The sequence below is a fragment of the Paenibacillus sp. DMB20 genome (assembly GCF_000987955.1).
Lineage (GTDB): Bacteria > Bacillota > Bacilli > Paenibacillales > Paenibacillaceae > Paenibacillus_AQ.
The window spans coordinates 133483-160314 of the sequence record NZ_LAZU01000025.1; the positions used below are offsets into that span (position 1 = coordinate 133483).

Below are 26832 nucleotides of genomic sequence, written 5' to 3' on the forward strand. Positions count from 1 at the left end.
AAAAAGTGCTCCGCAATGATCCTAAGGTACGTCTATCCCTTGGTCGCTTCATAGATTGAGGGATATTTCTTATATAAAAACGCCGATTAAATTTGGACCGTTCTACAATTGACTTTAGGCATGAGTTCGGGTATACCATATTAAGATAGATTGCCGGATGATGTTGGACTGTTTCCACTTCCATGTTTCACAAGGAGTAATCGTTATGACTATTAAGGCTATCTTGATCGGTGCCGGTGTCCGCGGGGCGAATGTTTACGCGCCTTACGCCAGGAACCATCCGGATCAATTACAGTTTGTCGCGGTGGCAGAACCTGATCGGATACGAAGATCTTCGTTTGCGATGCAGCACCATATACCGGAAGATCAGACCTACGAGGATTGGCGCGACGTGCTTCAGAAGCCGCGGTTTGCCGATGCCGTATGGATCTGCACCCAGGATCGCATGCACTATGACGTTGCCATGCTTGCGCTTCGGCAAGGGTATCACGTCCTGCTCGAGAAGCCGATTTCCCCTTCCCCGCTGGAATGCCTGGAGCTGGAGGAAACGGCCCGCAAGAGCAACCGCCTGCTGACCATTTGCCATGTCCTTCGCTATACCCCATTCTGGTCCGGCATTCACCGGATTATCGAACGGGGCGATATCGGCAGGGTGGTGGACATTCAGCTGAGGGAAAATATCGGCTACGCCCATATGGCGCACAGCTATGTTCGCGGCAATTGGAATAATACGGCTTCGGCGAGTCCCATGATTTTGGCCAAGTCCTGCCATGACCTGGATTTGATCTCCTGGCTGATGGGGCAGGACTGCGTGCGCCTTACCTCTTTCGGTTCGCTGTTTCACTTTACCAAAGACCAGGCGCCGGAGGGGGCGACGGAGCGCTGCTCGGACGGCTGTCCGCATGTGAAAGAATGCTGCTATGTGGATCTCCGCTACTATATGGGAGAAGGCCGGCGGCGCGCGAAGCATTTTTCGGACGATCTGTCCGATGAAATGATTCGGAGACAGCTGCCGCATACGCCGTACGGACGCTGCGTCTATCACTGCGACAATGACGTCGTCGATCATCAAAACGTCAACATGCAGTTCGGGGACGGGGCAACCGCCTCCTTCTCGTTGTCCGCTTTTACGCATGACAGCTCCCGCACCGTGCAGATTTCCGGGACGCGCGGCGAGATCCGGGGGAATATGGCACAGCAATCGTTTACGGTATATTCCTTCGTCGACGGCGGGCGCACGGAGATCCAGGTTGAAGACAAGGGCCGGGAAGGAACGGATATGATGCTGAACGAGTTTTGCGAGCAGGTCAGCTGTTTTACCGGCAGCTCTTTAACCTCGGCATCCGCTTCGATTCAGAGTCATATGATGGCATTTGCGGCCGAGGAATCCCGCCTGAATGACGGGCAGTGCATTGAGCTGGGGAAGCTGATTGCCGATTACAGAGAGGAAGCCGGGAACAAAAGCATTCTCCGAAACTCGGATGAAAAAGGCGTCAATAGTTACTGCACCGTATGAAGATGAGGGGTGCTCCAGAGTCAAACCATGACTTTTGGGACGCCCTTTTGTTGTTTTTCTTTATGTAATTCTGATTTAAAACAATAACGAATAATGTGGTGATCCCTTTGTTTAAAATCATGCTGATTGAAGACGACACCAGCCTTTTTAAGGAGATCAAAGAGAGGCTCGAGCAATGGTCGTATGAGATTTACGGAATCCGGGATTTCGGCAGCGTTCTTCAGGAGTTTACGGTCGTTCAGCCGGACCTCGTCATTATCGACATCCAGCTGCCGAAATTCGACGGCTTTCATTGGTGTCGGATGATCCGCTCCCACTCCAACGTGCCGATCATATTCCTTTCGTCGCGGGATCATCAACCGATATGGTGATGTCCATGCAGCTCGGGGCGGACGATTTTGTTCAGAAGCCCTTTCATTTTGAAGTGCTGATCGCGAAAATACAAGCAACCCTCCGCCGGGTGTACAATTACAATACGGAACGGGCCGAGCTTAGGACCTGGCGCGGAGCGGCGGTGGAATACGTGAAAGGTACCGTGACCAACGAGGCCGGTTCCATCGAGCTGACGAAAAATGAAATGTTCATTTTGAAGGTCCTGGTCGAGCGGAAAAACGGGATCGTCACCCGGGAAGAAATCATTCGAAGCTTATGGGACAACGAGCATTTCGTCAGCGATAATACCCTGACCGTGAACGTAAACCGATTGCGTAAAAAGCTTGAGCAAATCGGGCTGGGCTCCTATATAGAAACGAGGGTGGGCCAAGGGTATATGGCGACGGAGGAGGCGCAGCCGTATGGTTAAAAAATTTGCGGCCGAACGCCGCAGCTGGATTTTTTTATTCTTGCTTCTGCAGCTGCTTATCCTTTTTGTGTCGTTTATCGATTCGGCCATCCCGTTCCTGCCCATGCTTTACATCGTTTTTCTGTCATCGCTTATATTTATAGGGTTTATGGTCATGAGATATCATAAGGAAACGAAATTTTATAAAAGCCTGGAAAACTGGGACGAAAGCAGCGGATTAACTGCGATCACGGAGGCGGAGAGCCCTTTTGAAAGAATTGTCGAAGAGACCTTTGCCCTCCAATTCGAATGCTATCAAAGAGAGACCACCCAGCGCCTGGTCGAGGTGGAGCAGGAGAAGGACGAGCTGCTGTCCTGGATTCACGAAGTCAAAACCCCATTGACCACGATGAAGCTGATGATTGAACGTTTGGACGATGAAACGTTAAAAGGGAAGTTAATGTACGAGTGGCTGAGGATTCACCTTTTGCTGGACCAACAGCTTCACCGGAAACGGATTCCTTTCATCCAAAATGATCTGTATTTTGAACAGGCCGGGCTGGAGCCCATCATTAACCAGGAGATCAGAGCGCTGCAGACCTGGTGCATGCAGAAAGGCATCGGTTTTGACGTTTCCCTTCAGGTTCAGGAGGTCCTGAGCGACGCGAAATGGCTCGGCTTTATTCTCAGGCAGCTGCTGACCAACGCCGTGAAATACAGCCAAAGCTCGGATATTCACATCGAGACCCGTCTGGGCGAAGAACAGCAGACCGTGCTGGAAATCAAGGACCATGGGCGGGGGATCGATCCGAAGGACCTGCCGCGCATCTTTGACAAGGGGTTTACGTCAACGACCGACCATCAGGATCATGCCGCGACCGGCATGGGCCTGTATCTCGCGAAAAAAGCGGCGGATTCCCTGCTGATCCGCATCGATGTTCATTCCGTGCTTGGCGAGGGAACGACGTTCACGCTTGCGTTTCCGAAAAGGAACGATATTCTTAGCATCAGGGGCATGTGACGAAACTGTCACATGCTTTTCTGCTTTGTTCGGAGAATCGAAGGAAAACGGCACCGCTCTCCATTATGATGGAACTATAGCAAAGGAGTGAGTGAACATGGCAATTCTCGAAGCGAGCAAAATTTATAAAAACTACGGCAACAAGTTTAATAAACAGGAAGTATTAAAGGGAATCGACATTACGGTGGAGAAGGGCGAGTTCGTGAGCATTATGGGAGCGTCCGGCTCGGGCAAAACGACGCTGCTGAACGTCCTGTCATCCATTGACAAGGTGAGCCAAGGCACGATCAGAATCGAGGGGAAAGAATTCACCGGGATGAAGGAAAAGCAGCTTGCCGAATTCCGCAAGTTTCATCTGGGATTTATTTTTCAAGAGTACAACCTGTTGGATACGCTGACGGTTAAAGAGAACGTGCTGCTTCCGCTGTCCATCAAAAACGTCTCCAAAAAAGAAGCCGATCAAAAATTCAAAACGGTGGCGGCCGAATTGGGGATCTACGAGCTGAAAGATAAGTACCCCAGCGAAATATCTGGCGGCCAGAAGCAGCGGACTTCGGCGGCACGGGCCTTTATTCACGATCCAAGCATTATTTTTGCGGACGAGCCGACCGGTGCGCTCGACTCCAAATCGGCTTCGGACCTGCTGAACAAATTGAGCGATCTTAACCAAAAGCTCGAATCCACCATCATTATGGTAACGCACGATCCCGTGGCGGCAAGCTACTGCAGCAGAGTCATCTTTATTAAAGACGGACAGATTTACACGCAGCTGAATAAAGGAGAGGAATCGAGACAGGCTTTCTTCAACGATATTATCAAAACACAAGGCGTGCTGGGCGGTGTCCAATATGAACATTAATTATCTCATCTACCGCAACCTCAAGAAAAACATAAAAAATTATTATCTTTACGTGTTCGCCTTAATATTCAGCGTCGCCCTGTATTTCGCTTTCGTCACCCTGCAATTCGATCCCGCCATGGATGAAGTTGAGGGGTCGGTCAAAGGCGGAGCGGCCATCAAGGCGGCTTCGGTTCTGCTGGTCGTGATCGTTTCGGTTTTTCTTCTGTATGCCAACAACATATTTATCAAACGCCGCAGCAAGGAAATCGGTTTGTTTCAATTGATCGGGCTGACGAAAGGGAAAATTTTCAAAATTCTCAGCCTTGAAAATCTGATGCTGTACTTCGGTTCGATGTTGATCGGGATTTTTGCGGGGTTTTCTTTTTCCCGGCTCTTACTGATGATCCTCTATAAAATCCTCGGGGTGGACGAGGTTGCAAGTTTGCGATTTTCGCCGGAAGCGCTCATTCAGTCGGTGATCGTCTTCGCGGTGATCTATGCATTCATCATGATCATGAACTGGACGTTCATTAAGAGACAAAGCATTCTATCGCTGTTCCGGGTCGTAGCAACAGCCCAGGAAAGAGTCAAAAAGCTGTCCTTGCTCGAGATCGTCATCGGCCTTCTCGGAATCGGGCTGATCATTTATGGCTATTACGTTTCGACAGAGCTGTTCAGCGGCAAATATGGAACCATGAACGAAATGTCTATAGCGATGATGCTGATCCTGGGGTCGGTCATTTTCGGGACATACCTGTTTTATAAAGGCTCGGTCAGCACGATTTTTAATATGATCCGGAAAAGCAAAGACGGGTATTTGTCCCTGAACGAGGTGCTTTCCCTATCCTCCATCATGTTCCGCATGAAATCGAACGCCTTGCTGCTGACGATCATTACGACGGTGTCCGCGCTCGCGATCGGGTTGCTGTCGCTAAGCTACATCTCGTATTATTCTGCCGAAAAATCGGCAGAGCAGAGCGTGCCGAACGATTTCTCGGTCCTTCAACCGGCGGACAAGGAGCTGTTCACCAAGGCTCTGGCCGAACAGAACATTGCGTATACGGAGATTCAAAGAGAAGTATTGCAGGTGAATGCCGATTTGTCCGGCGTGATCGGAGCCGGTATAGAGTACGGGGATCGGGATACGGCCAACGTGCCGATTGCCGTTGTCAGCGAAGAGAGCGTTCCCGGAAAGGACATCGCTCCCGGGGAAACGCTGTTTACCGGAGACAACGATGCGATTACCATATTCATGGGGCTTAAAGGCAAAGGACAGATTACGCTGAAGGGCAGCAGCCGTTCCATTCCCCAGAAGCTGATCGGCATGAACAAGGACACGATCGTTTCCTGGTATTTCTCGAATAACGGCCTGCCGACCGCGATTGTGGACAAAGACACCTACCGGCAGCTGGCCGGGGACTTGAATCCTAAGATTCAGAAGAAGTCATCGGTTTATGTGGGCATCGACATTACGGATCCGGCCCGGCTGAAGCAGGCGGACGAGATTTTCCGCAAGATGAACTTTAGCGGGGATATAGGCAATTTGTCTCAACTTGACCTGAGCAATAGCCAGAAAAGCAATATGGGATTGATGATGTTCATCGTCGGGTTTTTGGGCCTGACCTTCCTGATCACTTCGGGCTGCATCCTTTACTTTAAACAGATGGATGAAAGCGAAGAGGAGAAATCCAATTACACCATCTTGCGAAAACTGGGCTTTACGCAGGGGAATTTGCTTCGCGGCATTCAATTCAAGCAGGTTTTCAACTTCGGCATTCCGCTCGTGATCGGCCTCGTTCACAGTTATTTTGCCGTAAAATCGGGCTGGTTTTTCTTCGGGACGGAACTGTGGACGCCGATGGTTATGGTTATGCTGTTATATACGGCGCTGTATTCCATATTCGGTCTGCTGTCGGTGCTGTATTACAAAGGCGTGATCAAGGAGTCGCTGTAACAGGCTGTTCCAAACCGGCTTTGCTTGGGGTCTTGAAAAATCTCGTTAATCGGTAAAATGCGCGTTTCCCAGGACAAGAGCCAAAAATTCGCGAAGATCGCCGGCCTCCTCGGGTTCCAGCCGAAAGGTCCGCTCCAGGTAGCCCTCCTGCTCCAAATCATCGGCTGCCAGGATCGCGGAACGGCCGTATTGGAGGTCGGTAACAATCTTTTTTCCGTAAAAACGGTCGGTTGTCATAACGGCAAGGTCAAAACGCTTCAAGGACTTTCCGATAAAAGTGACGAAACGGGTGGAGGTGGCTTCCGTGCTGTCGGACAAAAAATCGAGTTGGTTTGCTTCGGCTGACATAATGAGGATCACTCCTTGGACGTTTATCGTGTTTCATTGATTATACAAGAAAATCGCCGGCAATCTATATAGGAACGAAACAAATGAATTGACCTTGTTACAAATTATGGTATCATGATGGGTAACGGTATACATGCTTAAGGAAGCACCTTTCCGACGCTGCGGCGATAGAAAGGTGCCTTTTTGCGTTGTGCCGGAAATGAGATAACAGGAGGAACGGAAACATGCAAATCGTATTTATGAATCAAATGAGCAGAACGGTTGGAAATGAGAACATGGCGGCGGCTCAGGTATGGATCGGGGAAGAAGAAGGGGCTTGGCGCGCAGGCTGGAGGGAAACGGGACAGGACGGGCATTCCCGGGATGAGGCATGGTATGAGGGAGGTTCATGGGAGGAGTTATTGTGCGTATACCGCCACGGGTTGGCCCAAAAGCTTGGAGAGGGATACCGACCGGTCATTGAGGGGGTCTTTCATGAGCCGGAGGAAATCAAGGGGAGAAATCATGCGGCTCTCAAGCTTCAGTGCTACAGCGAAACGCATGCCTCCGAGGAGCTTTACGCGGAGTTGTGCGCATGGAGGCGGCGCAAAGCGGCGGCTGGCCGGAAGGCCCCTTATTTTATAGCGAGCAACCGGGTGCTTCGGCTGATCAGCACGTTCGTGCCGCAAACCCTGGAGGAATTGCTGCAGCTGCCGGGCATCGGAAGCAGCAAGGCCGGAGAGCACGGTGCCGAGTGGCTGGAAATCACGTCCCGCGCAGAACGGACGACCGCTTTTCCGCTGGATTGGGTACTTCAGGAGCTTAAGGATGACGAATTCAGGTCCTGGCTGTATAAACAGAAGGAACAGAAATATAAACAGGAGCTTGAGCATTTCCGGATGAGCCGGACCATGCTGACGGGCATAAGAGAAGGCCTGACGCTGGATCAGCTGAGCGGGAAGACCGGATTGTCGCGCAGGGCGATCGTCGAGCTGCTGGAGGGGCTGGAGAAGGAGGGATACGACACGGAGCTCCTGATCCGGGCGGAGCTTGCTTCCATGCCGGAGGAAGAGCAGCAAGATATCTTGCAGGCCTATGAGGAGCTTGGCGATACGTTTCTCAAGCCGGTGCTGCAGCGCGTCTATGGTCAGGAGAAGGCGGAAGGGGGAGATCTGGAGCAGGTGTACGAACGGCTCCGGCTGATTCGGATAACCTTCCGCAGAACCCAGAGCCCGAAGCGGAATGCCGGATAACGTTTGAGCGCGCGGCGGGACCGCTTCAACAAAAAAAGGGTGCCTTCCTTTAAAGAAAGCACCCTTGGATATCATAACCAATCTTTTTTGCGGAACAGGTAATACATGCCGGAACCGAGAAGAATCATTATTCCGAGAACGGCAAAATATGAATATTTCCATTTTAGCTCCGGCATATAATCAAAGTTCATACCGTATATTCCGGTAATGACCGTCAGCGGCATGAAGATCGTGGTCATGGCGGTAAACACCCTCATGATCTCGTTCGCGCGGTTGGCGATGCTGGATTGGTAAGCCTCGCGAAGGTTACTCATGAGATCGCGGTAGGTTTCAAAGGTTTCGGATATTTTAACGGCGTTTTCGTAAATGTCGCTGAAATATTTCTGCAGCTGGTCATCGATCAGGCGCAAGTCTTTTTTATTAAGGGTATTGATAACTTCCTTCTGCGGGCCGAGCACTTTCTTGAGCCATAAAATTTCGCTTCGGAGACCGATGATCTCGTTCAGATGCGTTTTTTTCGTATGCATGAGGATGTCTTCCTCAAGCTGGTCGATCCGGGCTTCGATCCGGTCGCGACCGTAAAGTAATTGTCCGTAACCAAATCGATCAGGATATACAGGAAACGGTCGGGCGTGTTCACTTCGTCTTCCCACAGCAGCGGTTTAATGGAACGAAGCTCGTGAATTTTTTGCTTGGTGACCGTGATAATAAAATGTCTGCCCAGGAAAACGTTAAGGGCGCGAAGGAAAATTTCCTCGTCATCAAAACGGATGCTGTTTACTACGATAAAATAATGGTTCTCGTAAATTTCGATTTTCGGACGCTGTTCCTCTTCGCTCAGGCAGTCCTCGACCGCCAGGTCATGCAGCAAAAACAAAGGCTGGATTTCGGCCAAATCCTCAACGTCGGCGTCAATCCAGTAAAATCCGTCGGCCGGAGCCGTCAGCGTTGCTTTAATATCGTCGATGGGGGTAAAGACACCCGAGTTCACCAACCGGATTTTCATCTGATATCACTCCTTTTTCGTTAACTGCTTAACGCAGTCCTGACTAAAGGCACAGGAGTATCAGCTTTCCGGCACACGGGTGGCGGGAGGAGCTATCGGATAAGGTTATTAAATAAGCGCATGAAAAATAACGCTGCCCTTCGCCGGTAAGCTGATCTTGGTCCTATGCGGTTGTGCACTGCTGGTTTCCAGCTTCTGGCCCGGGTCACCGTCCATTATCCATGTCACCTCTTTCATATGGTTCATAAGCACTTGTCTAGTATAACGCCGGGGTTATCACCTTTCAAGGCTGAATTGGGTGAGATCGCTCTTCGTACAGGGTATGGAGGAGAAGGATTGAAGGTTCCAATGTTTTCACCCAAAAGCTTCTTGACGAAAAATTATTCTTGATTTAAAGTAATATCAAGTTTAACCACAACTTCATAATGCGAAATCTTATCAAGAGCAGGTGGAGGGACTAGCCCAATGAAACCCGGCAACCGGCGGCAATATCGCACGGTGCTAATTCTTGCAGGATGTACGCGGCCTTTAGGTCGCAGACACTCTGACAGATGAGAGAGAATCATAGCATACGTCTACGTACATATGACCTTTCTCAAGCAGAGAAAGGTCTTTTTGCTATAGAAAACCTTCTCTGCGTATATCAAGAGTCCGACAAACAAGTTACTTACCGAAGGAGGAGTTTATCATGCCAATCAAAATTCCGGACACCCTGCCGGCTAAGGAAATTCTTGCAGGAGAGAATATTTTCGTCATGGATGAAAGCCATGCCTTTCACCAGGATATCCGCCCGCTTCGGATCGCGATCCTAAACCTGATGCCGACGAAGGAAACGACGGAAACGCAGCTGCTGCGCCTCATCGGGAACTCGCCGCTTCAGGTGGATGTCGTGCTGCTTCATCCCGGCTCCCACATTTCCAAGAATACGCCCGCGGAGCATCTGGAGGCCTTTTATAAAACGTTTGAAGAGGTTAAACATCTGCGGTTTGACGGGATGATCATTACCGGTGCTCCCGTCGAGCAGCTGGAGTTCGAGGAAGTCAATTATTGGAATGAACTGACCGAAATTTTCGAATGGAGCAAGAAGAACGTCACCTCGACGCTGCATATATGTTGGGCCTCGCAGGCAGGTCTTTATTACCACTACGATGTACCGAAATACGGACTGGCGGAAAAATGCTTCGGCGTTTTCTCCCACGCGGTGAACGAGCCGCGGGTCAAACTCCTTCGCGGTTTTGATGAAGTCTTTCATGCTCCGCATTCGCGGCATACCGAAGTGCGCCGCGAGGATATCGAGAAATCGGAGAAGCTGGAAATTCTGTCGGAATCGGAGGAAGCCGGAGTTTATATCGTGGCTTCCAAGGACGGCAGCCAAATTTTTGTCACGGGCCATTCCGAATACGATCCCGAATCGCTGCAATGGGAATATGAACGCGACGTTGCCAAAGGGCTCGAGGTAGCTCTTCCGCGCCATTACTATCCGAACGATGATCCAACGCGCAAACCTCCTTCCGTTTGGAGGGCCCATGCCAACTTATTATTCTCTAACTGGCTGAATTACTATGTATATCAGGAAACGCCTTATGACATCGGACCGCAAGCATAGAAACGAAAGAAAAAAGAGTCTTGAAGGAGGAGAGAGAAAATGGAGAAAAAACAGCTGAAAATAGAGAGCCGGCTGGCTCAGATCGGTTCCGTCGAGGAGCCGGTAACCGGTGCGATCAACTTCCCGATCTATCAGGCAACGGCGTTCCGCCATCCGAAGCTGGGCCAAAGCACGGGATTCGATTACATCCGCACTCAAAACCCTACGAGAAAAGTGCTGGAGGAGGCCGCGGCCGGTCTGGAATCCGGGGATGCCGGATTTGCCTGCAGCTCAGGCATGGCGGCTCTTCAGACCGTGTTTGCCTTGTTCGGACAGGGAGACCATCTGATTGTATCGCTGGATTTGTACGGCGGAACGTACCGCCTTCTGGAGGCGATTCTGTCCAGGTTCGGCGTAACGGCCACCTATGTGGATACGAATGATCTGGACGCTCTCGAGCGATCCCGCAAGGAGAACACCAAGGCCGTATTTATTGAGACGCCGACCAATCCGCTGATGATGATTACGGACATCGAGCTCGTCTGTACATGGGCAAAACGCCACGGCTTGTTGTCCATCGTGGACAATACCCTGCTTACCCCGTTCTTTCAACGGCCGATCGAGCTTGGCGCCGATATCGTCGTTCACAGCGCAACCAAATATTTGGGGGGGCACAATGACGTGCTCGCCGGCTTGATCGTTACCAAAGGGAAAGAACTTTCGGATAAAATGGCTTTCCTGCACAACTCGATCGGTGCCGTTCTCAGCCCATCCGACTCCTATCAGCTCATGCGCGGGATGAAAACCCTGGCGCTTCGGATGGAGCGCCATGAAAGCAATGCAACGGCCGTCGCCGTTTTTCTTAAGGAGCATCCGGCGGTTGCCGAGGTGTTTTACCCGGCGCTTCCGGACCATCCGGGTCATGAAATACAGAAAAAGCAGTCGAGTGGAAATACCGGGATATTTTCTTTCAAGGTGAAGGATGCCCGCTACATAGAGCCTCTCCTGCGCCATATCCGGTTGATTGCTTTCGCGGAAAGCCTGGGCGGAGTGGAGTCGCTCATGACTTATCCCGCAGTTCAAACCCATGCCGATATTCCGCTGGAAATCCGCGAAGCCGTCGGCGTGGATGACAGGCTGCTGCGATTCTCCGTGGGCATCGAGCACCCGGAGGACTTGATCGGGGATTTGGGGGCCGCGTTGGAAGCGGCCGTCGCCGAAGTTGAGAGAGGAGACGAGGAATGAGCGGAGAAAACCAGAACAGGCAACCGGAAGGTTCAGGAAGAAACGTGCGCCGAAAGTCACCTCCCGCCGAGCCGCTCCGATTCGAAACGAGATTGCTGCATTTCGGCGGAGAGATCGACGAAGCGACCGGCGCTTCGAGCGTGCCGATCTATCAGGCATCCACGTTCCACCACGAGGATGTGTTTAACCCGCCGGCGCATGATTACAGCAGATCCGGCAATCCGACCCGCCAGGCGCTTGAGGATTACATCGCGAAACTGGAGGGCGGGGCCCGGGGGTTCGCCTATGCATCGGGCATGGCGGCTATCGCCAGCACTTTCATGCTTCTCTCTTCGGGCGATCATATCATCGTTACCGAAGACGTTTATGGAGGTACTTACCGTCTGTTAACAAGCATACTTAACCGAATGGGGATCGAGTGCACGTTCGTCGATATGACGGACCCGGAGCAGGTTAAAGCGGCCCTTAAGCCGAATACCAAGGCGGTATATATGGAAACGCCGTCGAACCCGACGCTCAAAATAACCGACATCGGCGCCGTAACCGGATGGGCCCGAGAGCACGGTCTGCTGACCCTGCTCGACAACACATTCATGACGCCGTATTATCAGCGGCCGATTGAACAAGGCGTGGATATCGTCCTGCACAGCGCAACCAAATTCCTCGGAGGCCATAGCGATGTTCTGGCAGGACTGGCAGTTGCCCGGACCGAGGAGCTTGGCGCCAAGCTGAAACAGCTTCAGAACGGATTGGGCACCGTCCTCGGCGTACAGGATTCCTGGCTGCTCATGCGCGGGATGAAAACGCTGGGCGCACGCATGAGCCACAGCGAGCAGAGCGCGGCCAAGCTGGCGGCCTGGCTTACGGGCCGAAGCGATATCGAGGCGGTATATTATCCTGGGCTTCTTCATCATCCCGGGCGCGAAATACACGAAAGGCAGTGCCGGGGTTACGGCGCGGTGGTATCGTTTGACGTCGGCTCCGGGGAGCGGGCCAAAGAGGTGCTCAATTCCGTAAGGCTTCCGCTGGTTGCCGTAAGCCTCGGCGCCGTAGAGAGCATTTTGTCCTATCCGGCCATGATGTCGCATGCCGCCATGGGGGAGAAGGTTCGGCACGAGCGGGGCATTACCGACGGCCTGCTGCGTTTTTCCGTCGGCCTGGAAGATATCGACGATTTGATTGCCGATCTGGACCAGGCGCTCGGTGGAAAAAAATAACGCGCTTTAAACGGCATCCCGCATCGATCGGGATGTCGTTTTTGCTTCCTATATGTGGTACGATGGGAAAGGAATTTATGTCGGAGGTTGAATGTTTTTCATTTTAGCTGTCATGAGGGAGGATCTAATATATGAGCACTGTTGACCAAATACTGGATAAAGCGCTTCGCGGCGAACGCTTGAATCTTGAGGATACCGTCAGACTCTTTGAGAGCGACGAGATCGAGAAGATCGGCCATGCCGCCGATGTCATGACGAAAAGGCTGCATCCGGACCCGATCACGACATTTGTCATCGGGCGCAACATAAATTATACGAACGTGTGCGACGTGTACTGCCGGTTCTGCGCTTTTTACCGGCGTCCGGGCCATGAGGAAGGCTATGTCCTTTCGGACGATACGATATTCCAAAAAATTAAGGAAACGGAAGACGTGAACGGAACGGAAATATTGATGCAGGGGGGCACGAATCCGAACCTTCCTTTCAGTTATTATACCGACCTGCTCCGCAATATTAAGAAACGTTTCCCCAATATTACGATGCACTCCTTCTCGCCGGCCGAAATCATGAAAATGGTGGAGGTGTCCGGCCTGAGCCTGGAGGAAGTGGTTCGGGAGCTTCGGGATGCCGGACTGGACTCCTTGCCGGGCGGAGGCGCGGAAATCCTCGATGACCGCATCCGTTCGAAGGTCAGCAAGCTTAAGGGCAGCTGGCGCCAATGGATGGACGTTATGCAGACGGCGCATAAGCTCGGCATGAACACGACGGCCACGATGGTTATCGGGCTCGGCGAAACGATGGAAGAACGCGCGCTTCATCTGCTCCGGATCCGCGACGCCCAGGATGAATGCATCCAAAACGGATGGGATTCCAAAGGCTTTTTGGCCTTTATTCCGTTTACGTTCCAGCCGGACAACACCAATCTGAAGCGCGACCGCGAAACGCCGGAAGCTTATCTGAAGACCGTTGCGATCGGGCGTCTGGCTATCGATAACGTGCCTAACCTGCAGTCCTCTTGGGTAACCATGGGGCCGGAAATCGGCAAACTATCCCTATCTTACGGCTGCAACGACTTCGGAAGCACCATGATGGAAGAGAACGTCGTATCGGCTGCGGGCGCCGTTTACAAGGTAAACATTGAAACGATTCTGAAAATGATCCGGGAAACCGGAAACATCCCTGCACAGCGGAATACCCGATACGATATCCTGCGCGTGTTTAACGATAACAGCACGGTGGAACGGGATTTCGTCATGCAGAACTAATAGGCCGCGATGATCACAGCCCTGTCTTGTTTTTACAAGTCAGGGCTTTTTTGCGCCGCTAGCTTCATTTTCCAAAGAGGAGTTCCGTATATCCCCCCTTGGCTCCCCATATACTGAAACAGGAACCCGAAAGGAGCGATTCCATGGAACTGTTCAGCATATCGGTCAACACACGGACTCACGGTGAAAAAGAAGCCTTTTACCGTATCTTGTCAGACAAGCAGAAGGAGTTACATAAACAATGCAGGCAGCTGAAGTTTAATTTCAGGGCTTCGGCCGATCGGGTCACTTGGGCGTGCTCGGGAAAGCTGCCGTTGACCGCGTGGAGCTCTACCGTTGAAACGGTGCGTCAACTCGTATCCGATGCCGCTGCTTCCTATATTATGAAGGAAAAAGAGCAGGATTTGGCAACCAGGCTGTTGTTCTCGGAGTTTGAGTTTAATGACCAGGTGGAGGCTGAACGGATTCTGCAGTGGTTTTTGCAGCTGCTGGTAAAAGAGGACGGTGCTTCCGGCGAATTTGCTTCGCGCCGCAGGCGGAAGCTGAAAGAGAGCATCCATGTATGCCTGACGGAATGCCCTGAGCTTAATCTGGACGGTTTAATGACGTTCCGGCTGGAGCCGTATGAACAGGAACTGAGGGAAATGGCGGAGTATGCGGTGGATGAGTTCATGCTGGACCAGCAGTATGAGGAATTTGTAAGCCTGCTGAAATATTTTGTTTATTTTCAGGAGCCCCTTATGCCGCTCGTTCATGTCGTTCATAAAGGGGGAGAGGACTTCCTTCTGCTGGACGGCAGCCTGCGGCCGATCGAGAAAATGAGGGATGAAGGACTGGTCATGGAGAGACTGGATCAGGAGATGGAAATGGAAGACATGGTCGTCAGCACCCTGATTTCGTTGTCTCCGGCAAGGATGATTATTCATACGCGGGAGCCGGATTTACCCGTGATCGTAACGCTGGCGCATATTTTTGACAATCGGTCGGAGGTTTGCTGCTGCTGCCCGGAATGCAGCCCGTTTCTAGGGAGCCTGGCTAATGACGACTTGACGTTCCCGGCCAAGCGGGATTATAATAACTGATAAATTCACGTGAAAAGCGTTGACAAAGACATGAATCAATCGGAAACTTCGCCGTTCAGAGAGAGGAAACCCAGGCTGCAATTTCCTTCGGTGACACCGTTGATTTACCCCTTTGTAGCTGCGCCGCCGAAATGTCCCTCAAGGCTTCGTGGTCTGATTTGGACGAAGTAGGCGCCGCCGGTTCATTGCCGTTAACCGATGCCAATGAAGGATCATGCCAAGCCGGAGCTCGGGCATCGCTTGTCATGATCGAACTAGGGTGGAACCACGAGTACCAACACTCGTCCCTTCGCGGGACGGGTGTTTTTTGTTTGCGTTGAAACACGTTTTTCATAATAAACCGCCGTCCCCCGGCGACTTTGTCAAAATGATTTAACGTGAAGTTCAGTACTTGATTTTAGGAGGTATTTTAGATGGCAATCAGCATCAAGCTTCCGGACGGCTCCGTCCGGGAATACGCGGAAGGCAGCAGCATCGAGGATGTTGCGGCGTCCATCAGCAGCGGTCTGCGGAAAAACGCGGCGGCCGGCAAAATGAACGGAATCGTGGTCGATCTGTCGACTCCGCTTGAGGAGGGGGCCTTGATTGAAATCGTGACCCTCGATTCCCCGGAAGGGCTTGAGGTAATGCGCCACAGCACCGCCCACCTGCTGGCCCAGGCGACGAAACGCCTGTATGGCGCGAAATCGGTCAAACTCGGCGTCGGCCCTGTTATCGAGGACGGGTTCTATTACGACATGGACCTTGAAGAGCCGCTCAATCCCGAGGACCTTCAAAAAATCGAAAAGGAAATGGAACGCATCGTCTCCGAAAATCTTCCGATCGTCCGCAAGGAAGTCAGCCGGGAAGAGGCGCTGCGCATATTCGGAGAGCTTGAGGACCCTTACAAGCTGGAGCTGATCCGCGATCTGCCGGAGGACAGCGTTATTTCCATTTATGAGCAGGGTGAGTTTTTCGATCTGTGCCGCGGGCCTCATCTTCCTTCCACCGGCAAGATTAAGGTATTCAAACTCATGAATGTGGCGGGCGCTTACTGGCGCGGGGACAGCAAAAATAAAATGCTGCAGCGGGTCTACGGTACCGCGTTTGTAAAAAAAGCGCAGCTCGACGAGCATCTTCATTTCCTGGAGGAAGCGAAGAAGCGCGACCACCGCAAGCTCGGTAAAGAGCTTGAGATGTTTACCTTCTCCCAGCTTGTGGGACAAGGCCTTCCGATCTGGCTGCCGAACGGCGCGAAGCTGCGCCGGACGCTGGAGCGTTATATCGTGGACATCGAGGAGCGTCTCGGTTACCAGCACGTATACACCCCTGTATTAGGGAATGTTGAGCTGTATAAGACTTCCGGCCATTGGGACCACTACCAGGAAGACATGTTCCCGACCATGGCTATGGACAACGAGGAACTGGTCCTTCGCCCGATGAACTGTCCGCACCATATGATGGTATACAAAAGCAGCATGCACAGCTACCGGGATCTTCCGATCCGCATTGCGGAGCTCGGCATGATGCACCGGTACGAAATGTCGGGCGCGCTCACCGGCCTGCACCGGGTCCGTGCGATGACGCTGAACGATTCGCATATTTTCTGCCGCCCGGATCAGATCAAGGAAGAATTTGCACGCGTGATCCAGCTGATCATGATGGTTTATAAGGATTTCGGCATTCATGATTACCGTTTCCGCTTGTCTTACCGCGATCCGCAGGATACCGAGAAATATTTCCAGAACGACGCCATGTGGGAAATGTCCCAGCGCATGCTGCGCGAGGTTGTGGAAAGCCTGGATATGCCGTTCTACGAGGCGGAAGGGGAAGCCGCTTTCTACGGTCCGAAGCTGGACGTTCAAATCCGTACGGCGCTCGGCAAAGAGGAGACCTTGTCTACGGTTCAGCTCGACTTCCTTCTTCCGGAGCGGTTTGAGCTTGAGTATGTCGGCGAAGACGGGCAGAAGCACCGTCCGGTCGTTATTCACCGCGGGATCATCAGCACGATGGAACGCTTCACGGCCTTCCTGCTCGAGAACTTTGCCGGTGCTTTTCCGCTGTGGCTTGCACCGGTCCAGGCCAAAGTCATCCCGGTATCGTCGGCGTTTGACGATTACGCGAAAGAAGTAACCGACAAGCTTCAACTCGCCGGAATTGCCGTAGAGCCGGATCTGCGCAACGAAAAGCTCGGATACAAAATACGGGAAGCCCAGCTCGAGAAAATCCCGTACATGTTCATCGTCGGGGAGAACGAAAAGAACGCCAATGCTGTTTCGGTTCGGAAACGCGGCGAAGGGGATCTTGGCGCGCAGGCACTGGATGAGGTCATTCAGAAGCTTCGTGAGGAGATTCAAACCCGTACTGTTTAACACGGGAACTGTGCTTCAATAGCTACCGATTATTCCATACCTCTGTCATGTAACGTATAAATCGATTGTGAAATGGGAACCCTCGCTAGTAAGGGGGAGGTCATGAACACATGAACAATCGAAAAACATGGCAGAGGTATTTCATTTGCTTACTCATATCGGCGTTTCTTTACGGTTCGGCTGTTTCTTCCACGGAGGCGGCAAGACTGCTGTCGGTGTCGCCCGATTCTTACGGAGAGCATGATGCATACCATGTCGGCAGCCAAGAAGAGGTAATCGAAGGAAGTTACTTTATGGAAATGTCGCGTTTATACGCTTTCAGAGCCGCAGGGCTGGGCGATATGAATTATCTGTTGCATTCCGCCGGGGGGATGCTGAAAGACGTCAAGGATAAGAAAGAGCCGGTGAAAAAGGTTCGTTCCATGCCGGTTTCCGCGCCAAGGGCGGATCAGGTGCTTCATACGGTTAAGGTGACGGCTACCGGTTATACGGCAGGATATGAATCGACGGGTAAAAAGCCCGGTCATCCGCAGTACGGCATCACCTTTTCCGGCGTAAAGGTAAAGCGGGACAAAAATACGGTTTCCACAATAGCAGCGGATCCGAACGTGTTTCCGCTCGGCACCATCCTGTACATTCCGGATTATGGCTACGGCGTCGTAGCGGACATCGGATCCGCCATCAAAGGCCGGAAAATCGATCTGTATTTTGCCACGACGAAACAGGTGTTCAAGGAATGGGGCAAAAAGGACGTGGAAGTACAGGTCATTAAACGCGGTTCCGGCAAATGCACGGAGCAAATGCTGAGCCGGCTAGGCGAAGCGATTGCAACGTACCGTTATTTTCCGGCATCCGTTCTTGAAGAAGCCATTTAGAGCAGAACTTATTTTCCGCATAATGCGGCCCTGACTTTCGCATACTAAATTTCGGGGAGAAGTCCCCGAAGAGGATGAGGTGTAAAAGAACAGGGAGGTGAATATCCGTGAAGAAAAAAGTGCAAGAGAGCTACCAAACGCCGAACGAGAAGTTCAACGCCGAATTTGCTGAAGAAAACAGCACTTCCGTTTCCCAAAAAGCCGGCCAGAAAGTTCAAGAGAACTTCAAAACGCCAAACGAAAAGTTTGACGCTGAGTTTGCCGAGTTTGGTAAAACAACCACAAACAGAGCTAACCGCTAAATATCAGCATCATATTTGCTTAACGAGAACAAGGCTTCCGCGCAGAATTGCGGAGGCCTTGTTTTTTCGATGAAACCGGGCGAAATCCGAAATCATAACTCGCGCTTGTAAATCTTATCCAGCTTATCGGTCCCGAGACCGAGGCATGTTTCATCCCGCCGCCGCTATTCCGAAATGACCTATATGTTGTACACTGTAGTCAAAGGAAAAAATACATTGGAAAGCAAGGGATGGCTTTATGAACAGAAGAGGATGGAATCAGCTGTTTGGAGGACTGCTGCTGATCGGCATCGGCGTTTACTTCATACTGCATGAGATGGGAATTGTGCAGCCAAGCCTGGGAAGAATGATCGCTACGTTCTGGCCCGTGATTCTGATATGGGTCGGCCTGCAGGGGATGTTTAACCAGCGTGACAACGTGGGGGGCTTTATCGGCTCGCTTATTCCGCTGATCATCGGTCTTTTTTTCCTCGGCCGAAATTTGGATTTGGTTTATTTTTCATTCGGGGACATGATCAAGTTGGGCTTGCCTGCCGTGCTGATCGGATATGGCCTTTACGTTATTTTTAAGCCCAGAAACCATCAACCGCCGCGGCCGCCGAAAACGTACGACAGGCCTCCCGTGGAGAGGGACGTGCCCTTTCCGGAGGTCCCGGAAGCTCCCAAACTGGAGTCCTCCCTGGATGAAATGTTCGAGCAAACGTTTGGGACCAAGAACGGGAAGGAACAGCCGCGGGAGCCTGAGCCCGAGTTCATGCACGAGCGGCCCCGCCGGAGAGAGTATAAGCAGGACTGGAACTGGGGACATGGAGATACGGTCAATAAATCGGCATTCATCGGCGATATCCATATGGGACAGGATTATTTCACGCTTAAACCGACAAACGTTTCCCAATTTATCGGCGATACGGTACTCGACTTGACGAAGGCCCAAATCCCTTACGGGGAAACCAAAATCAACATTTCGGCTTTTATCGGGGACGTTAAGGTTTTTGTTCCGAACGACTCGGATATCGGCGTATGCGTAACCACCAACTCGTTTATCGGAGATATGTCCGTGATTGGCCAAACCCGGAGCGGATTTATGAGCAGCGCTGATCTCGAGAGCCCTGACTATCGGGAGGCCGGAAAAAAGCTGCGCATCAACGTCAGCGTCTTTATCGGCGACGTAAAAGTGAACAAGGTAGGTTAAGCGATGGGTTTCTTGAAGAATACGAAATGGGTGCTTATGATAAACTTCTTGCTTATCGGAACGGCAGTGGGCATATTCCTGTTTGCCGCCGATAAAGCGGGCTACATCATTATTGAAGATAACCGGTTGTGGGTATATTACACGGCCGGTATCCTGCTGTTTACGGGGGCAGCCGGCTATATCGCCGCCCAACGGATCCAGCGGCCGCTGGATCTTCTCCATCTGAACATGCTCCAGGTAGCCAAAGGCAATCTGACGGTGCGTCTGGCTGCTGCCGAGGACGCTTCTTTTGCGCGCGTGTACACCGAATTCAACAACATGACGGAGGCGCTTGAGAAAAAAATGAAGCTGCTTCAGAGGCTTGGCGAGCAGGAGGTGCTGGAGAAGGAAGTTGCCGCGGAAGCGGCGGTGCTGGAAGAGAGACGCCGGATGGCCCGGGATTTGCATGATACGGTCAGTCAGCAGCTTTTTGCCATACATATGTCTGCATCCTCTTTGCCGGTCATGCTCAAAAGAAATCCCGAACAGGGCGGTCAGGTACTGGAGCAGCTAATCTCCATGTCGCATACGGCCCAGAAGCAGATGAGGGCGCTGATCGCGCAACTGCGCCCCGTCGAGCTGGAAGGAAAGACCCTGGAGGAAGCCCTTGAACGCTGGTTTCCCGATTATTGCCGGCAAAACGGCCTGAAAGGGATCAAGGATGTGGAGTTGTACGACGGGCTATCGGACGCGATAGAGCACCAACTGTTTCTTATTATCCAGGAGGCCGTCGCCAACATCGTGAAACATGCCGGGGCCGGACTGGTCAGCCTGTCGCTCCGGGAGGAGCAGAAGCGCGTCGTTTTGAGCATCAGCGACGATGGCACGGGATTCGATGAAACGATGCAGAAGCACGGCTCCTACGGGCTGTCCACGATGCGTGAGCGGGCCGAGAAGCTGGGCGGCCAGGTGGAGATTATAAGCCGCCGGGGCGCGGGTACGACCGTAAGGGTACATATACCGCTGTTTGAAAGCAACGAAGGGGAAGAAGCCCGGGCTGGTGCCGGGGAAAACGGAGGTTCTTAAGCGGATTTGTCCTAGATTTGGGGGGAGAAAAGTAATGGGGCTATTAAGGTATTGCTTGTAGACGACCATGACATGGTTCGGATGGGGCTTAAAACATATTTATCGCTAGATCCTTCATTCGAGGTGATCGGCGAGGCTGCAAACGGAATGGAAGTGTTGGAAATCCTCCGGAATGGAGAGCCGGAAGAGAGGCCCGATCTCATTCTTATGGATTTAATGATGCCGGTGATGAACGGGGCGGAAACCACAAAAGCGGTCATGTCCGAATTTCCGGACCAGAAAATCGTCATCCTGACCAGCTTCCTGGAGGATGAACTGGTCATGAAGTGCGTGGAGGCGGGCGCGGTGAGCTACGTGCTTAAAACCGTGTCGGCCGACGAGCTTATTTATGCGCTCCAGGGAGCATACCGGGGCATGCCGGTGATGACCAAGGACGTATCGGAGGCGCTGACCCGAGGCATCCGGCAGCATATGGTTCAGGACGATCATTCGGGATTGACCGAACGGGAACAAGAGGTGCTGCTGCTGATTGCCGAAGGAAAAAGCAACAAGGAAATCGCCGAGGAGCTGCATATCAGCATCAAAACGGTAAAAACCCATGTCAGCAACCTGCTTATGAAATGCGAGTTGGAGGACCGAACCCAGCTGGCGATCTATGCGCACCGCAAAGGCTGGGTCAAGCCGGAATGACGGAATCTTTGCTTCCGGCACCGCGATTTCTCTGTTTTTATCTCCCTTTTAATTGTTTTTAAGGTGCTATTAAGGTTTATAGTACACAATAAGAACAGATAATAAACGAACCACCTCCCGAGAGGGGCAGGTGATTTAATAGGAGGTAAGGTCATGGACGATCAGAGAAATCGGTTCGGAGGCAAGGATGAACAGTTTGACAACGAGCCGCGGGAGCAGCAGGATTCTTCATCGAATCAATCATCGTATTATTATTCCTATGGACCCTTTAAATCCATCAGCGACGAAGAGCAAAGAAATGAGCAGCAGGACAATTCTTACGTCAGACGCAATCCGCAGGAGGTAGAAATTACGGCGCCCCAGCCGGTTAAGCCGGTCCCGACGTCCGGCTATTCCGGATCGGCTGGCGGACAAGGGAGCGGCAGCGGAAACGGAGGGTATATGCCGGAGAAATCCTCGGCCGGACAATGGAATTATAGCAAGAAGCCGAAAAGTTCGGTGAAAACGGTGCTGCTGTCCTTCTTGGCCGGCATGATCGTGATCACGGGCTCCATGTTCGCGGCGGATCGCACCAATCTGTTCACGCCCGATCAGGCTTTGAGCTCCCAGGCGGCAGGGGAGGAGAATGCAGCGCCTGCGGTTGCGCCTGCAGGCGACGGCGGCAGCGCCAAGACCGCTTCGGCCATGATTCCTTCCAATCCGGGGGATGTCGCCGCGGTCGTGGATGAGGCAAGTCCGGCCGTCGTGCTGATCGAAACGCTGGTCAAGAACAATGGACAGAGACAGTCCAGCCCGAATATGGACGATCCGATTTTCCGCTACTTTTTCGGCGACCAATCCGGCAGCAGAGGAAACAGCGGGGGCCAGGATAACGGAAGCACGGACTCCTCCCAGCTGCAGCCGTCCGGCATCGGTTCCGGGTTCATCTTTGACAAGTCCGGCTATATTTTGACCAACGAACACGTCATCCATGGAGCTGACGTCATTCAGGTTACGCTTCAGGACAATAAAAAGCCTTACGAAGCCAAGCTGCTGGGTTCAAGCTATGAACTTGATCTCGCCGTCTTGAAAATCGAAGGGGACAAAGATTTCCCTTCCGTGAATCTGGGCAACTCGGATGAGCTTAAGGTCGGGGAGTGGCTTGTAGCGATCGGCAACCCGCACGGCTTCGACCACACGGTAACAGCCGGCGTGCTGAGCTCCAAGGAACGCGATATCGATATTTCCGGCGAAAACGGCGAAGCCGACCGGAATTACGAACATCTGCTTCAGACCGATGCTTCCATTAACCCGGGCAACTCCGGCGGCCCGCTGCTCAACCTGAAGGGCGAGGTCATCGGCATGAACGTGGCGGTCAGCGCGGATGCCCAGGGGATCGGTTTTGCGATCCCGTCCAAAACGATCAACGAGGTATTGGATTATCTGAAGAACAATAAAGAGGTTCCGAAAAAGCCGGTTCCGTTTATCGGCGCCAAACTTGGGACCGTAACGCCGCAAGTGTCCCAGCAGCTCGGTACGGATGTAACGGAAGGATCTTATGTCGACAGCATCGTTTACCGTTCCCCTGCATATGAAGCGGATTTGCGCCAGTACGATATCATCGTCGGCGCCGACGGACAGAAATATCCGACTTCGCAGGATTTGATCGAGTTTATCCAGTCCAAGAAAGTCGGCGACAAGGTTACGTTCAATGTGGTCCGCAACGGAAAAAACCTGGATCTGGAAGTGACGATCGGGGACCGCAACAAATTCGAGGAATCGATCCGGCAGTAGCATAGCAATCCCGGTGACAAGCGGAAGGGAGATCCCTTCCGCTTGTGCTGTATACGGCCGGATAGATATAATTAGGTTAACATAACCATAGAACCGATAGAGGAGATACCTGTATGCGATCCCGTATTCTAATAGTAGACGACGATGAGAAAATCATTTCCATGCTTCGGCGCGGACTTGCGTTTGAAGGATATGAAGTGCACACGGCCTCAAACGGCGCCGAAGGACTAAAGGCGATCATGAACGAGGAACCCGATATGGTCATTCTGGATGTCATGATGCCGCAGGTGGACGGGTTTGAGGCATTGCGCCGCTTAAGGGAGGGCGGAAGCAAGATTCCGGTGCTGATGCTGACGGCGAAGGACGAGGTGGAGAACCGCGTGAAGGGGCTGGATACCGGCGCCGACGATTACCTGGTCAAGCCGTTTGCCCTGGAGGAGCTGCTGGCCCGGGTCCGTGCCCTGCTCCGCAGAAATACCGGAGAGGACTCGGCCACGCAGAAGCTTGTATTCGAGGACCTTGTCATGGATACCGACGCCAGGGAAGTGATCCGGTCGGGCAAACGGCTGGAACTGACGGCGAAGGAATTCGAACTCCTTCATCTGTTCATGATGAATCCGAAACGGGTGCTGTCCCGGGATCTGATCATGGACAAAATCTGGGGGTACGATTACAGCGGCGAATCGAACGTCCTGGAGGTATACATTGCGATGCTTCGCCAAAAAACGGAGGAGCACGGCGGGAAGCGGCTGATCCAAACGATCCGCGGAGCCGGATATATTCTAAGGGGAGACCATTAGCATGTCGATTCGCTGGCGGCTTACGGCATGGTATTCCGGCATCCTGTTCATTACGCTGCTCGTGTTCAGCATGGCCGTTTACGGTTTCGTCCACCTGTATACGTATGATGAATTGAAATCCCGGATTCAGCAGCTGTATAACAAAATAGAACCGGTCTTGATATTTAACGAAAACGGCATTCTCGTCGTTGCTCCCGACCGTTCTTCCGCGCAGCGTATGGAGGAGGCCGACTTTTACGTTCAAACCTTTACGTATTCCAACCGGCTGCAGTGGTGGTCCGAGAACATGAAGCTCAGAGGGCTTGAATTTGATGTTCCCTCCATCTCCAAAGGTCAAAGGGAGCAGGGGTTCAAAAAAACGAACGTGGCAGGGTACCCGTTCCTGATATATCAGGGTTACGTTGTCGAAGAGGATACCAATCAGATAGTCGGATGGCTTCAGGTGGGGGCCTATACCGGAACGGCGGAAAAAACGCTTGACCGGCTGCAGTCCATTCTGTTCACCGGCTCTTTGGCGACATTGATCATCGCTTCCACGCTCGGGCTGTTTCTGGCCCGCAAATCCATGAAGCCGATCCAAAAGGTGGCCGATGCCGCCAACCAGATTCAGAAGGGGACGGACCTCAGCGTCAGGATCGAGTACAGCGGCCCGCAGGACGAGATCGGCAGGCTCATCGATACCTTTAACGGCATGCTCGCGAGGACCGAGGGATTCTACAAAGAGCTGGAGGATGCCTACGCCGCCCAGCGGAGATTCGTATCGGATGCCTCGCACGAGCTGAGGACGCCGCTGACCACCATCCGGGGCAACGTGGACCTGCTTCACAAAATTTGGGCAGGCTCCTCGGAGGAGCGCCCGAATCTGGATGAAGAGACGCTGCGCCAGATGTCCGTGGAGGCGATCGGCGACATCTCCGACGAGGCCAAGCGGATGACGCGCCTGGTGACGGATATGCTTTCCCTGGCCAGAGCGGATACGGGACAGACTTTTGAAAGGGACCCGGTCGCGCTGCAGCCGCTGCTGGAGGAGGTGATCCGCCGGGCCCAGTTCCTTCCGAGGAATGCCGAGTGGCATACCGGCGACCTCGCGGTGCTGAACGGGGTGTATGTGGAGGGCAACCGCGATTATTTGCAGCAAATGCTGTTCATTTTCATAGAAAACGCGTTTAAATATACGCCGGAAGGCGAAGTCAGGCTCGATGTGATCCTTTACAGGGGGCAGGTCGGCATCCGCTTTATGGATACGGGCATCGGGATGGATAAGGATGAAATCCCCCACATTTTTGAGCGCTTTTACCGTGCGGACCAATCCAGGGGGATTACGGAAGGGACGGGTCTCGGCCTGTCCATTGCGAAATGGATTATTGACGTCCATGAGGGCTCGGTGGAGGTCGTGACCAAACGCGGGGAAGGAAGCACGTTTATTGTATGGCTGCCCGTCATCTTTGCCCCTCCGCTGGAATAACGGTATAATGGAGTGGATTCGCATTTCAAGCTGGATAGAAAGCAGGTGAGGACCTTGGAAGTGATTAAAATCTCGCCCCGCGGCTATTGCTACGGCGTTGTTGACGCATGGTGCTGGCTCGTCAGGCGGCGCAAAATTTGGATCTTCCCCGGCCTATATATATATTGGGCATGATCGTGCACAACAGCCATGTCACCCAGTCCTTTGAGGATGAAGGCATCATTACGCTTGACGGACCGAACCGGATGGACATTTTGAGTCAGGTTGATCGCGGTACGGTCATTTTCACGGCCCACGGCGTGTCGCCCGAAGTGCGCAAGCTGGCCCGGGATAAAGGGCTGACAACGCTTGACGCGACATGTCCCGACGTGACCAAAACCCATGTTTTGATCCGGGAGAAGGCCGCGGACGGTTACGATATCATTTACATCGGGAAAAAAGGGCATCCCGAGCCGGAAGGCGCGATTGGCATTGCCCCGGATCACGTCCACCTGATCGAGAAGGAAGAAGAGATCGATAAACTGCAGGTGAACGGAGATCGCATCGTCATCACGAACCAGACCACGATGAGCCAGTGGGACATCAAACATATTATGAAACGGCTGCTGGAGAAATTCCCAGGCGCCGAAATCCATAACGAGATCTGCCTGGCTACCCAGGTGCGCCAGGAAGCCGTAGCGGAACAAGCGGGCCAGGCGGATCTGGTCATTGTGGTCGGCGATCCGCGCAGCAACAACTCGAACCGGCTTGCCCAGGTGTCCGAGGAAATCGCCGGCGTTCCGGCCCACCGGATCAGTGACGTCACGGAACTGAAACGGGAATGGCTGGAAGGCATCGGCAAGGTGGCCGTCACGTCCGGGGCATCAACGCCAACGCCGATCACGAAGGAAGTGATCTCTTACCTGGAGCAGTACGAGCATGATAAGCCGGAAACCTGGGAGGTCAAACGGACCGTGAATATGAGCAAGCTGCTGCCTCCGGTAAAACCGAAGCCGAAGAGCGAATCTTCCGTATAACGGGAGCTGCGTTGATTATTATCATGTTTTGAATCCGAATAATTTAAGCTTATAACCCGCTGCGGTACAGGCCGCGCGGGTTTTTTTGTGTTATATCGGACTGTTTCGGGTTTGAAAGCGGTTTAGATTCCGGTTGAAAAGTATCAAATTTCGTTGATCAGACAAATGGTTATGGGTGCGCGACTCCCTTACAATTAGGACATACGACAT

At 52.6% G+C, this 26832-nt stretch carries 20 protein-coding genes, 3 pseudogenes and 1 riboswitch; of the genes and pseudogenes, 21 read left to right on the top strand and 2 right to left on the bottom strand.

Translation table 11 applies throughout. The annotated features are described in order from the left end of the window. Positions 1–205 precede the first annotated feature (205 nt). The 5 genes and pseudogenes from XI25_RS11380 (at position 206) to XI25_RS11400 (ending at position 6113) form a co-directional block, all read left to right on the top strand. Positions 206–1516, top strand: coding sequence for a Gfo/Idh/MocA family protein (locus XI25_RS11380; RefSeq protein WP_046678685.1), 1311 nt, complete (start codon positions 206–208; stop codon positions 1514–1516). A gap of 107 nt (positions 1517–1623) precedes the next feature. After that, positions 1624–2318 (top strand): annotated as a pseudogene (locus XI25_RS11385) (response regulator). Beyond that, positions 2311–3318, top strand: a complete 1008-nt coding sequence (locus tag XI25_RS11390) for a sensor histidine kinase (RefSeq protein WP_046678686.1) — start codon at positions 2311–2313, stop codon at positions 3316–3318. Before XI25_RS11385 ends, XI25_RS11390 begins: the two are co-directional and overlap by 8 nt. Before the next feature lie 97 nt (positions 3319–3415). Next, complete coding sequence (locus tag XI25_RS11395) at positions 3416–4177, top strand: ABC transporter ATP-binding protein (RefSeq protein WP_046678687.1); 762 nt, start codon at positions 3416–3418, stop codon at positions 4175–4177. Next, positions 4167–6113: an ABC transporter permease gene (locus XI25_RS11400; RefSeq protein ID WP_046678688.1), complete on the top strand. Its 1947-nt coding sequence runs from the start codon at positions 4167–4169 to the stop codon at positions 6111–6113. Before XI25_RS11395 ends, XI25_RS11400 begins: the two co-directional genes overlap by 11 nt. Before the next feature lie 45 nt (positions 6114–6158). Here the strand turns inward: XI25_RS11400 and XI25_RS11405 are convergent, their stop codons facing one another. Beyond that, positions 6159–6461 carry a DUF3055 domain-containing protein gene (locus XI25_RS11405; protein ID WP_046678689.1) on the bottom strand — a complete coding sequence of 101 codons (303 nt, stop codon included), beginning with the start codon at positions 6459–6461 and terminating at the stop codon, positions 6159–6161. A 224-nt stretch (positions 6462–6685) separates the two neighbouring features. On the opposite strand from XI25_RS11405, the gene XI25_RS11410 reads away from it, so the two are divergent. Further along, complete coding sequence (locus tag XI25_RS11410) at positions 6686–7693, top strand: HRDC domain-containing protein (RefSeq protein ID WP_046678690.1); 1008 nt, start codon at positions 6686–6688, stop codon at positions 7691–7693. Positions 7694–7764: 71 nt separating this feature from the next. On the opposite strand, the pseudogene corA reads toward XI25_RS11410, so the two are convergent. Continuing rightward, positions 7765–8699, bottom strand: a pseudogene (gene corA / locus XI25_RS11415) (magnesium/cobalt transporter CorA). Positions 8700–9131: 432 nt separating this feature from the next. After that, positions 9132–9257, top strand: a riboswitch (SAM riboswitch). A gap of 130 nt (positions 9258–9387) precedes the next feature. On the opposite strand from corA, the gene metA reads away from it, so the two are divergent. The 15 genes and pseudogenes from metA (at position 9388) to XI25_RS11490 (ending at position 26622) form a co-directional block, all read left to right on the top strand. Further along, positions 9388–10305, top strand: a complete 918-nt coding sequence (gene metA / locus XI25_RS11420) for a homoserine O-acetyltransferase MetA (protein ID WP_046678691.1) — start codon at positions 9388–9390, stop codon at positions 10303–10305. Positions 10306–10344: 39 nt separating this feature from the next. Then, positions 10345–11529: an aminotransferase class I/II-fold pyridoxal phosphate-dependent enzyme gene (locus tag XI25_RS11425; RefSeq protein WP_046678692.1), complete on the top strand. Its 1185-nt coding sequence runs from the start codon at positions 10345–10347 to the stop codon at positions 11527–11529. Further along, positions 11526–12746: an aminotransferase class I/II-fold pyridoxal phosphate-dependent enzyme gene (locus XI25_RS11430; RefSeq protein ID WP_082112327.1), complete on the top strand. Its 1221-nt coding sequence runs from the start codon at positions 11526–11528 to the stop codon at positions 12744–12746. The genes XI25_RS11425 and XI25_RS11430 overlap by 4 nt, the downstream gene beginning before the upstream one ends. 131 nt (positions 12747–12877) lie before the next feature. Then, positions 12878–14011 carry a cyclic dehypoxanthinyl futalosine synthase gene (gene mqnC / locus XI25_RS11435; protein WP_046678693.1) on the top strand — a complete coding sequence of 378 codons (1134 nt, stop codon included), beginning with the start codon at positions 12878–12880 and terminating at the stop codon, positions 14009–14011. A 143-nt stretch (positions 14012–14154) separates the two neighbouring features. Beyond that, positions 14155–15093, top strand: a complete 939-nt coding sequence (locus XI25_RS11440) for a putative sporulation protein YtxC (RefSeq protein ID WP_046678694.1) — start codon at positions 14155–14157, stop codon at positions 15091–15093. A gap of 413 nt (positions 15094–15506) precedes the next feature. Next, positions 15507–17444 (top strand): threonine--tRNA ligase, encoded by a 1938-nt coding sequence (thrS, locus tag XI25_RS11445; protein ID WP_046678695.1) that lies wholly within the window; start codon positions 15507–15509, stop codon positions 17442–17444. 341 nt (positions 17445–17785) lie between these two features. After that, on the top strand, positions 17786–18319 hold the full coding sequence (locus tag XI25_RS11450) for a 3D domain-containing protein (protein ID WP_442950380.1): 534 nt from the start codon (positions 17786–17788) through the stop codon (positions 18317–18319). Between the two features lie 107 nt (positions 18320–18426). Continuing rightward, positions 18427–18621 carry a hypothetical protein gene (locus XI25_RS11455; RefSeq protein WP_235439828.1) on the top strand — a complete coding sequence of 65 codons (195 nt, stop codon included), beginning with the start codon at positions 18427–18429 and terminating at the stop codon, positions 18619–18621. Positions 18622–18859: 238 nt separating this feature from the next. Further along, the gene (gene liaF / locus XI25_RS11460) at positions 18860–19813 is read left to right on the top strand and encodes a cell wall-active antibiotics response protein LiaF (RefSeq protein WP_046678697.1); all 954 of its coding nucleotides are present in this window, start codon (positions 18860–18862) and stop codon (positions 19811–19813) included. A gap of 3 nt (positions 19814–19816) precedes the next feature. Continuing rightward, a complete protein-coding gene (locus XI25_RS11465) occupies positions 19817–20878 on the top strand; it encodes a sensor histidine kinase (RefSeq protein WP_046678698.1) in 1062 nt (353 codons plus the stop codon). Positions 20879–20920: 42 nt separating this feature from the next. Continuing rightward, positions 20921–21568, top strand: a complete 648-nt coding sequence (locus XI25_RS11470) for a response regulator (protein ID WP_268794503.1) — start codon at positions 20921–20923, stop codon at positions 21566–21568. 153 nt (positions 21569–21721) lie between these two features. Beyond that, on the top strand, positions 21722–23341 hold the full coding sequence (locus XI25_RS11475; RefSeq protein WP_046678699.1) for a S1C family serine protease: 1620 nt from the start codon (positions 21722–21724) through the stop codon (positions 23339–23341). 113 nt (positions 23342–23454) lie between these two features. Then, the gene (locus XI25_RS11480; RefSeq protein ID WP_046678700.1) at positions 23455–24141 is read left to right on the top strand and encodes a response regulator transcription factor; all 687 of its coding nucleotides are present in this window, start codon (positions 23455–23457) and stop codon (positions 24139–24141) included. 1 nt (position 24142) lies between these two features. Then, positions 24143–25606, top strand: a complete 1464-nt coding sequence (locus XI25_RS11485) for a sensor histidine kinase (RefSeq protein ID WP_046678701.1) — start codon at positions 24143–24145, stop codon at positions 25604–25606. A gap of 54 nt (positions 25607–25660) precedes the next feature. After that, a pseudogene (locus tag XI25_RS11490) lies at positions 25661–26622 on the top strand (4-hydroxy-3-methylbut-2-enyl diphosphate reductase). Positions 26623–26832 lie beyond the last annotated feature (210 nt).

What these genes read in the sequence shown, in the direction of transcription:
- XI25_RS11395 (WP_046678687.1), top strand. Translation starts at nt 3,416, where the DNA reads ATGGCAATTCTCGAAGCGAGCAAAATTTATAAAAACTACGGCAACAAG.
- metA (WP_046678691.1), top strand. Translation starts at nt 9,388, where the DNA reads ATGCCAATCAAAATTCCGGACACCCTGCCGGCTAAGGAAATTCTTGCA.
- liaF (WP_046678697.1), top strand. Translation starts at nt 18,860, where the DNA reads ATGAACAGAAGAGGATGGAATCAGCTGTTTGGAGGACTGCTGCTGATC.
- XI25_RS11485 (WP_046678701.1), top strand. Translation starts at nt 24,143, where the DNA reads ATGTCGATTCGCTGGCGGCTTACGGCATGGTATTCCGGCATCCTGTTC.
- XI25_RS11405 (WP_046678689.1), bottom strand. Translation starts at nt 6,461, where the DNA reads ATGTCAGCCGAAGCAAACCAACTCGATTTTTTGTCCGACAGCACGGAA.
- thrS (WP_046678695.1), top strand. Translation starts at nt 15,507, where the DNA reads ATGGCAATCAGCATCAAGCTTCCGGACGGCTCCGTCCGGGAATACGCG.
- XI25_RS11465 (WP_046678698.1), top strand. Translation starts at nt 19,817, where the DNA reads ATGGGTTTCTTGAAGAATACGAAATGGGTGCTTATGATAAACTTCTTG.
- XI25_RS11480 (WP_046678700.1), top strand. Translation starts at nt 23,455, where the DNA reads ATGCGATCCCGTATTCTAATAGTAGACGACGATGAGAAAATCATTTCC.
- XI25_RS11400 (WP_046678688.1), top strand. Translation starts at nt 4,167, where the DNA reads ATGAACATTAATTATCTCATCTACCGCAACCTCAAGAAAAACATAAAA.
- XI25_RS11475 (WP_046678699.1), top strand. Translation starts at nt 21,722, where the DNA reads ATGGACGATCAGAGAAATCGGTTCGGAGGCAAGGATGAACAGTTTGAC.
- XI25_RS11450 (WP_442950380.1), top strand. Translation starts at nt 17,786, where the DNA reads ATGAATTATCTGTTGCATTCCGCCGGGGGGATGCTGAAAGACGTCAAG.
- XI25_RS11410 (WP_046678690.1), top strand. Translation starts at nt 6,686, where the DNA reads ATGCAAATCGTATTTATGAATCAAATGAGCAGAACGGTTGGAAATGAG.
- XI25_RS11380 (WP_046678685.1), top strand. Translation starts at nt 206, where the DNA reads ATGACTATTAAGGCTATCTTGATCGGTGCCGGTGTCCGCGGGGCGAAT.
- mqnC (WP_046678693.1), top strand. Translation starts at nt 12,878, where the DNA reads ATGAGCACTGTTGACCAAATACTGGATAAAGCGCTTCGCGGCGAACGC.
- XI25_RS11430 (WP_082112327.1), top strand. Translation starts at nt 11,526, where the DNA reads ATGAGCGGAGAAAACCAGAACAGGCAACCGGAAGGTTCAGGAAGAAAC.
- XI25_RS11425 (WP_046678692.1), top strand. Translation starts at nt 10,345, where the DNA reads ATGGAGAAAAAACAGCTGAAAATAGAGAGCCGGCTGGCTCAGATCGGT.
- XI25_RS11390 (WP_046678686.1), top strand. Translation starts at nt 2,311, where the DNA reads ATGGTTAAAAAATTTGCGGCCGAACGCCGCAGCTGGATTTTTTTATTC.
- XI25_RS11440 (WP_046678694.1), top strand. Translation starts at nt 14,155, where the DNA reads ATGGAACTGTTCAGCATATCGGTCAACACACGGACTCACGGTGAAAAA.